At 65.7% G+C, this 8005-nt stretch carries 6 protein-coding genes and 2 pseudogenes; 3 read left to right on the top strand and 5 right to left on the bottom strand.

What is annotated here, in order from left to right; genetic code table 11:
• Window positions 1–36: 36 nt before the first annotated feature.
• A pseudogene (locus tag RHBS_RS20380) lies at window positions 37–665 on the bottom strand (lipocalin family protein).
• Window positions 662–2689: an MMPL family transporter gene (locus tag RHBS_RS20385; protein ID WP_183130434.1), complete on the bottom strand. Its 2028-nt coding sequence runs from the start codon at window positions 2687–2689 to the stop codon at window positions 662–664. Before RHBS_RS20385 ends, RHBS_RS20380 begins: the two are co-directional and overlap by 4 nt.
• Window positions 2690–2896: 207 nt before the next feature.
• Here RHBS_RS20385 and RHBS_RS20390 point away from each other — a divergent pair, with 207 nt between their 5' ends.
• Both RHBS_RS20390 and RHBS_RS20395 read left to right on the top strand, forming a co-directional pair.
• Window positions 2897–3376 (top strand): MarR family winged helix-turn-helix transcriptional regulator, encoded by a 480-nt coding sequence (locus tag RHBS_RS20390; RefSeq protein ID WP_121870859.1) that lies wholly within the window; start codon window positions 2897–2899, stop codon window positions 3374–3376.
• Window positions 3377–3591: 215 nt separating this feature from the next.
• On the top strand, window positions 3592–3993 hold the full coding sequence (locus tag RHBS_RS20395) for an STAS domain-containing protein (protein WP_121870858.1): 402 nt from the start codon (window positions 3592–3594) through the stop codon (window positions 3991–3993).
• A 151-nt stretch (window positions 3994–4144) separates the two neighbouring features.
• Here the strand turns inward: RHBS_RS20395 and RHBS_RS20400 are convergent, their stop codons facing one another.
• The 3 genes from RHBS_RS20400 to pruA form a co-directional block, all read right to left on the bottom strand.
• Window positions 4145–4333 carry a hypothetical protein gene (locus RHBS_RS20400; protein ID WP_121870857.1) on the bottom strand — a complete coding sequence of 63 codons (189 nt, stop codon included), beginning with the start codon at window positions 4331–4333 and terminating at the stop codon, window positions 4145–4147.
• A gap of 185 nt (window positions 4334–4518) precedes the next feature.
• A complete protein-coding gene (locus tag RHBS_RS20405) occupies window positions 4519–5463 on the bottom strand; it encodes a proline dehydrogenase family protein (protein WP_121870856.1) in 945 nt (314 codons plus the stop codon).
• Window positions 5460–7109: an L-glutamate gamma-semialdehyde dehydrogenase gene (pruA, locus tag RHBS_RS20410; RefSeq protein ID WP_121870855.1), complete on the bottom strand. Its 1650-nt coding sequence runs from the start codon at window positions 7107–7109 to the stop codon at window positions 5460–5462. The genes RHBS_RS20405 and pruA overlap by 4 nt, the downstream gene beginning before the upstream one ends.
• 99 nt (window positions 7110–7208) lie before the next feature.
• Between pruA and RHBS_RS20415 the strand changes: the two are divergent.
• A pseudogene (locus RHBS_RS20415) lies at window positions 7209–8005 on the top strand (PucR family transcriptional regulator); the annotation flags it as partial.

Here is an 8005-nt window from a genome sequence, read left to right on the forward strand (position 1 = left end):
CCTCTGCGGCACATAACCACGCCACTGCCGCAGGCATTATACCGTCGAGAGCTGCTGAATCGTCGTCGCGCCGCCCGGGGTGGGCGTCGTGGTGACGAGGTTCGAGTCGTAGCCCAGCGATTCGACGACGCTGCGGATCTCACGGAACTGCTCGACGCTGACGTCGGGCGTGCGCTTGAGCACGAACCCGGACGTGCGGTTGGGGCTTCCCACGAACGCCCACGAGTAGTCGTCGGCGATGTAGGCCACGATGTAGTTGGTCGGCCCGTCGAGGCTCTCCTGGGTGGGCACTCCCGGGAAGCTCACGTGCAGTTGGGCATTGGTGACGGTGTCGTTGACCCGAGCGTTGCCGACGATGCGGTTCTCGCCACCGGTCCAGGTGGTGCAGGTGTTCTCGACGCGAATGTTGGACTCGTCGATCATCTGGTAGTTCGCCTGGGTGTCGCGGGCACAGATCAGGTTGAACGGCTGCGGCACCGCGGCAACCTGGTTCCAGGTGCCAGGTAGCGCTCGACATCGAGTGACGGGATCGGAGCCAGTGGCTCGAGTCCGACCGATCCCAGGGGCCCGACCGGCTGAGCCTGAGCCGGGGCCGCGGTCAGCAGCGCGCCTGCGGCGAGGGCACCGACAAGTGCGGTTCGGCCGAATGCGTTGCGGATCTTCATGAATTCGCTCCTTGTGTTGTGTTCTTGCTCGAGTCGATCCTGTTCGGCCACCAGATCCCCGGGCCGATGAGGGTGAACAGGGCGGGAATCACGACGGTACGTACCACGAAGGTATCGAGCAGAATACCGAGTCCGACGATGATGCCGAGTTGGGTCAGGGTGATCAGCGGTAGGACGCCGAGCACGCAGAAGACGGCTGCCAGAACGATTCCCGCGCTCGTGATGACACCTCCGGTGGCCGACACGGCCCGCACGATGGCAGACCTTGTGCCGTGCTCAGGCGTCTCCTCGCGGGTGCGAGTGACCAGGAAGATGGTGTAGTCCACGCCGAGAGCGACCAGGAACAGGAACGCGAACAGCGGAGTGTTGTCGTCGAGGGCGGGGAATCCGAAGACGTGCAGGCTCACCCAGCTGCCGATCCCGATCGCGGCCACTGCGCTCAATACCGTTGTGGCAACCAGGATCACGGGTGCGACGAGGGCGCGCAGCAGCACCAGAAGCACGGCGAGCACGACCGCGAGGATCGCGGGAATGACCACGAGGCGATCGCGGGCCGCTGCGTCGGTGGTGTCGAGTGCCTTGGCGTCGCTGCCGCCTACCACAGGAGTGGAGCCTGCGGAACGACCCTCGGGCGCTGCGCGGTCCACGCCGGTGAGTGCGGCGCGGAGGTCCTCGACGACGGCGAACGACTCGTCGGATGCGGGGGCCGCATCGGTGACGACCGACAAGCGGGTGAGCCCGGTATCGGAATCTGCGACGCGATCGACCGAGACGACTCCGTCGATGCCCTGAGCGGTGCCGATGACGCTGTCGATGTCAGCGGTGGGAGCGAGGACCGTCATCGGATCGGCGGACCCGGCCGGGAAGTGTTGGGAGAGAGTGTCGAAGCCTTCGACGGACTCGGCGGTGACGCGGAACTGCTCGGTTTGCGAGAGTCCGATCTGGGTCCCGAACAGTGCGGCGCAGCAGGCCAGTAGCGCGACGATCGTGACCGAGGCGGTCGCCACGGGGCGTCGGGCAACGCCTGCGGCGATCGAGTGCCACACGCCTTCCGTGGTGGTGTCCCGGTCCGATTCCTTGGGAACGAACGGCCAGAACAGCTTCGGGCCGCACAGTGCCAGCAGGGGCGGCAGTACGAACAGGACGAACACTGCTGCGACGACGAGTCCGGCCGCGGCCAGCGCCCCCAGGCTGCGGGTGCTCGGCAGCATCGCCAGGAGCAAGGTCAGCAGAGCCAGTACGACGGTTGCGTTGCTGGCGAGGATGGCGGGGCCGGCCTGGCGAACGGCGCGGTGCAGGGCGAGGCGATGATCGGACTCGCGACGCAGCTCCTCGCGGTATCGAGAGATGAGCAGCAGTGCGTAGTTCGTGCCTGCACCGAACACCAGGACGCTGGTGATTCCGGAGGTCGAACCGTCGAAGGAGAGGCCGGTGGCCTGGGCGAGCACGGTGCCGACGGTGGTGGCGAATCGGTCGGCGAAACCGATGACGGCCAAGGGCACCAACCACAGGATCGGTGATCGGTAGGTGACGATGAGGAGGACGGCGACTACCAGTGCAGTGACGGCCAGAAGCGTGATGTTGGCACCGGAGAAGGAGTTCGCGATGTCGGCACCGAACGCGGGTCCGCCGGTGACCTGAGCAGTCAGATCGGGCGAGAGGCCGTCGGTTGCAGCGGACCGCAGTTCGGTGATGAGTTCGTTGAGCGTGAAGCCCGACAACTCGGAATCGACCTGGACCAGCGCAATCGCAGCTTTGCCGTCGGGTGCGACGATCGGGGGCGGGCCGGGCTCGTCCGGCACCGAGCGATCGACGGCGAGCAGCCTGCTCTGTGCGGCAGCTGCGTCATCGATATCGGCCGGTGTCAGGTCGCCACCGTCGGCGCGGCTCAGAACCAGAATCACGGGTGCGGTGTCGGAGTCGGGGAACTGGGAGAGAAGCTCGTCCACCTGGTAGGACTCGGCCGACGTCGGCAACGAGTTGGGCGATTGGTCGGCGGAATCGTTGCTGCCCACCAACCCCATCACGGCGACCGCGAGGATGAAGATCGCTGCCGCCAGGGCGCCGGATCTGCGCCCGGTGGCCGCAGCCGCGACGCGGTCCCAGACGGTCTTGTTCTCGGTTCGAGTGCTGTCCACGGTCAAACAATCTCATTTACTTAGATATTAAGCAACTGAATCTCTTGCGGGCAGTAGTCTGACGATGACCGCAGCGAAGGAGTTACCACCGACATGGCCGACCGAAACCACCTCGAATCCGCGATTGCTGCGGATCTACGGGCGATGTCGTCGGTCTCCGAACAGATCGGCCAAGTGTTCGGTGCTCTGCACAGCCTGCGGCCCAACGACTTTCGTGCGCTTCTTCACGTCATGGTTGCCGACGTCGAGGGTGCGCCGCTGACGGCGGGGGAGCTGGGCACGATGCTGGGGCTGTCGTCCGCGGCGATGACCTACCTCGTCGAGCGCATGATCACCTCCGGTCACATCCGCCGCGAATCCGACGCATCCGATCGACGCAAGGTCATTCTGCGATACGACGAGCACGGGATGGAGGTCGCTCGCGGGTTCTTCGGGCCCCTCGGCAGGCGCACGAGCACCGCGTTGGCGGACCTTCCCGATGCCGATCTCGCCGCCGCGCATCGGGTGTTCGAAGCGCTCATCGGAGCCATGCGAGAACACCACGCCGACCTGGGAAACAGCGGTCGAGCGTAGGGGCGCACCTGGGTTCAGTGTTCGAAACGCTGGTGGGCGGCCTGCTCGAGCCGATGCTGGACTCCGAGCGTGCAGTTGCCGTAAGGTTGGCCGCGGTTGAGCTAACAGCCGGTCACGGGGAAACGCAGCGAAGTCGGCGTCCGGGTCAGGCAACATTCTGCTCCCGCTGCGTCAATCGGTTTCCCCCTCAGTTCGACCGATCGATGGGATCTGCCATGAGTGTTGAATCTTCAGGCAACAAAGTTCGAACCACCCCGGTGACGGTCGCGGAGAAGTCCGTGTCCGTCGCAGCAACCGGAGCAATCTTCACCGCGCACGACGGCCCCGACGGCTCGCTCGTCGTCGCCGTCCACGGCGACATCGACATGCGCAGCGCGCCGATGTTCTCCGATTTCGTCTGCAGCCGCGTGTCCAGCAAACGGCATGTCACCCTCGACCTGTCCGATGTCGAATTCTTCGGCATCGCAGGTCTCACCGTCTTCGATGCAGTCCGTGAGTACACGGCAGGCATCGGTGCATCATGGTCGATCGTCGCAGGACGCTCGGTCTCACGTCTGATCCAGGTCGCCGACCTCGAGTCCACGATTCCGACGGCTCGTCCTTCGAACGACCAGTAATACTCCGGCGATCATCGCCGCGACAAGAGGTGGGCAGCTCCAGTACAGGGGCTGCCCACTGTTCGTTCACTACCTCGGGTAAGAGCGGACGGCCCCGCACTCGGCTGAGCCGACCTGCGGAGCCGTCCGAAACCCCTGCGGTGCAACCGAACTAGTCTTTGGTTCCCTCGGAGTCGCTGAAGAACGCCCACTCGCCGTCGTGCTCGACCTCGAGTCGCCACCCCAACTCCTCGTTGTCGGCGCGGCTGTCCTTGAACCAGGCGTGCGCGTCCTCGGAACTGGAAATGTCCTTGGTCGCGGCGACGGTTCCGTGCGGATCGATAACTCTGTAATTTGCCATGCAGATAGGGTGCCCCGATGTCGCAGAACCTAATCCACGGTGGAACGCGGTGGCCGACTCCTGGGATCCGCAAACGCGCGCGCATTCGTCGGATGCGCGCGAAATCGCCTCGGATACGACGCGATACTGCGCGCACCTGGCAAACGCGCGCGCGTTTGCGGCGACCGGGTGGGGCGGTGCACCCGCTACGTGCGCGAGAGCACCGATCGCGCGAAGAACATCAGGTTCGCCGGACGCTCGGCCAGTCTGCGCATGAAGTAGCCGTACCACTGCGATCCGTACGGGACGTACACGCGTACGTTGCGCCCGGCGCCCACGAGTCGCCGCTGTTCGGGATCGCGGATTCCGTACAGCATCTGGAACTCGAACTCCTCGGACGACCGTCCTGCAGCCGACGCCAACCTGTCCGCCGCCTCGATCATCTCCGGGTCGTGCGAGGCCACCATGGGGTAGCCGCGGCCGTTCATCAGGACCTGCAGGCACCGGAGATAGGAGTCGGAGACCTCCCGTGCACTCTGGAACGCCACCGACGACGGTTCGTTGTACGCACCTTTGCACAGTCGGATACGAGATCTCGGCCCGGACAGGTCGTGGCAGTCGGCCTCGGTGCGCCGCAGGTACGCCTGCAACACGGTGCCCAGATCGGGGAAGTCCGCGCGCAGTTCGCGGACGATCGACAGGGTCGAATCGGTGGTGGTGTGGTCCTCGGCGTCCACCGTCACCCACACCCCGGCCGCGGCGGCGGCAGTGCAGATCGTTCGTGCGTTCTCCAGCGCCAGACTTCGGTCGATTCCCTGGCCGAGCGCGGACAGCTTGAGCGATATCTCCAGTGCGGTTGCATCGGCATCTCGCGTCGAAAAGCGTTGTATCAGTGAGAGGTATGCGTCCACGGTTGCTCTCGCCTGGCTTCGGTCGGTGGTGTCCTCACCGAGGTAGTCCACCGAGACGAACCGGCCCGACGCCAGCAGGGCGTCGACTGCGCTGACGGCAGCGGGCTCGGATTCGCCAGCAACGAAGCGGTCGACGAGGGACCGGGTGGCGCGTAGACGTGTCACCGTCGCCTGCAGTTTCGGCGAACGTGCGGCCGCCAGCAGTGCCGGCCGCAGCGGGTTGCTCAGCAGAGTGGTCATCGCGTGCCCTCACCTTCCTGATGCGGGTAGCCGTGAGTGGTCGGCGGGACGAACGTTTCCTTCACGGTGCGGGCCGAGGACCATCGCAGCAGGTTCTGCGGCGATCCCGCCTTGTCGTTGGTGCCCGAGGCGCGGGCTCCGCCGAACGGTTGCTGTCCCACCACTGCGCCGGTCGGTTTGTCGTTGACGTAGAAGTTCCCGGCGGCGAATCGCAATGCCGCATGGGCTTGTTCGACGGCGGTGCGATCGGTGGCGATGACCGCTCCGGTCAATGCGTACTTCGATCCGGAGTCGACGGTGCGCAGCGTTTCGGCATAGGCGTCGGGCTTGGCGTCGTCGTACACGTGCACGGCAAGGATGGGGCCGAAGTACTCGGTGGTGAAGGCCTCGTCGGTGGGATCGTCGCCGAGAAGGACGGTGGGGGCGACGAAGTACCCCTCCGAGTCGTCGCAGGTACCACCGGCGGCGATGGTCAGGCTCGAGACGGACTTCGCTCGATCGAGAGCAGCTGCGTTGCGGTCGAACGCCTTTCGGTCGATGACGGCTCCGCCGTAGTTGGCCAGGTCGGTCACGTCACCGTACTTCAGCGCCGAGACCTGCTCGATGAACGTGTCGCCCATCGAAGCCCACAGCGATTTCGGTACGAAGGCCCGGGACGCTGCCGAGCACTTCTGTCCCTGGAAGTCGAACGCGCCGCGAATCATGGCGGTGGTCAGCACATCCGGATCGGCGGAGCTGTGCGCGACGATGAAGTCCTTGCCGCCGGTCTCGCCCACGAGCCGTGGATACGAGTTGTAGTTCGAGATGTTGTTGCCCACCTCGCGCCACAGCGTCTGGAATGTCGCCGTGGACCCGGTGAAATGGATCCCGGCCAGACGCGGATCGGCAAGGGCCACTTCGGATACCATCGGCCCGTCGCCGAGAACCAGGTTGATCACCCCCGGTGGCAGACCTGCAGCTTCGAGCAACTGGAGTGTCAGATACGCGGCCACTGCCTGGGTGGGCGAGGGCTTCCACAGCACGGTGTTGCCCATCAGCGCAGGTGCGGTGGGGAGGTTGCCTGCGATGGCGGTGAAGTTGAAGGGGGTGATGGCGTAGACGAAGCCCTCGAGCGGACGGTATTCGACGCGATTCCACACTCCCGGTGCCGAGACCGGCTGCTCGGCGAGAATCTGCCGAGCGAACGCGACGTTGAACCGCCAGAAGTCGATCAGCTCGCAGGGTGCATCGATCTCCGCCTGGTATGCCGACTTGGACTGGCCGAGCATCGTTGCAGCAGCGATTCTTTCGCGCCACGGACCGGACAGTAGATCGGCGGCCCGCAGGAACACCGCGGCGCGCTCGTCGAAGGGGAGATCGCGCCACGCGGGGGCTGCTGCCGTTGCGGCGTCGATGGCGTCGCGCACGTCCTGGTGGGTGGCACCGGTGAAGCTGCCGATGATCGACGAGTGCTTGTGCGGTTCGACGACGTTCTCGACCGGGCCGTCGGCCTGTCGGTGAACGCCGCCGATGACCTGACGGATCTCCACCGGGGAACTCCGGAGCTCGCCCAGACGGCTGCGCAAGCGGGCCCGTTCCGGGCTACCCGGGGCGTAGGTGTTGACCGGCTCGTTGGTGGGGGTGGGGACGGATGTGACGGCGTCCATGGCTGCTCCTCGTATTCGGTGTGTGCTGCTCATTGAAGTCCCATCCGCAGCTCGTTCAATCAGCCCGTCGGCCAAAGAATTCGTGATCTACTTGTCCGTATGGCCAACACGGTGTCGCTGCGTTCGATGCTGACCTCGCTGCACAGCGCCGTCGTCGAACTGGTCCTGGCGCCGGCCGGAACGGAGATGGCAGTCGAGTCCGTCGCGTTGCTCGATGCCGACGACCTGCGGCTGCCTCCGGGAACGTCCTCCGATCTGACGCTGCTGGTGGGCGTGACCGAGGCCGATGTGGTGCGGTGGTTCGACGATCTCGCGTTGCGCCCGGTCGCAGACCGACCGCTCGCGGTGCTGACCAAAGTTGCCGGCTCGACTGCGCTGTCCCACGGTGCGCGGGAGACAGGTATCGCATTGGTTGCGGTGCACCAGCAGACACGGTGGGAGCTGCTGCTGTCGATGATGCGGGGAGTTCTGGATCAGGTTCGCGCCCAGGGCCCGGACGACGGATTGTTCGGAGCCGACACCGACCTCTACGAACTCGCGCAGACGGTGGCGTCACTGTCGAAGGGCATGGTGAGTATCGAGGACGAGCGCTCACATGTGTTGGCGTATTCGGCATCCGACGACGCGGCCGACGAACTGCGGACCCTGTCGATCCTCGGACGCGAAGGGCCGGCCGACTACCTGCGCAGACTGCACGAGCGAGGCGTGTTCGATCGACTCCGCCGCACCGACGACGTGATCGACGTGCCGGCCGATACCGAACTGGGAATTCGTCGACGCCTCGCCGTCGGAATCCGTCGGATATCCGGCAGCCCGACGACTCTCGGGACGATCTGGGTGCAGGGAGGGTCGCCCGCCCCGCGCTCGCCGCCGACGCCGACGCGGTGCTGCGTGGT

The organism is Rhodococcus sp. BS-15, from assembly GCF_000813105.1.
Classification (GTDB): Bacteria; Actinomycetota; Actinomycetes; order Mycobacteriales; family Mycobacteriaceae; genus Rhodococcoides.

Bases quoted from the DNA above. Each gene is read 5' to 3' on its own strand.
- RHBS_RS20385 (WP_183130434.1), bottom strand. From the start codon at position 2,689: ATGGGGTTGGTGGGCAGCAACGATTCCGCCGACCAATCGCCCAACTCG.
- RHBS_RS20390 (WP_121870859.1), top strand. From the start codon at position 2,897: ATGGCCGACCGAAACCACCTCGAATCCGCGATTGCTGCGGATCTACGG.
- RHBS_RS20395 (WP_121870858.1), top strand. From the start codon at position 3,592: ATGAGTGTTGAATCTTCAGGCAACAAAGTTCGAACCACCCCGGTGACG.
- RHBS_RS20400 (WP_121870857.1), bottom strand. From the start codon at position 4,333: ATGGCAAATTACAGAGTTATCGATCCGCACGGAACCGTCGCCGCGACC.
- RHBS_RS20405 (WP_121870856.1), bottom strand. From the start codon at position 5,463: ATGACCACTCTGCTGAGCAACCCGCTGCGGCCGGCACTGCTGGCGGCC.
- pruA (WP_121870855.1), bottom strand. From the start codon at position 7,109: ATGGACGCCGTCACATCCGTCCCCACCCCCACCAACGAGCCGGTCAAC.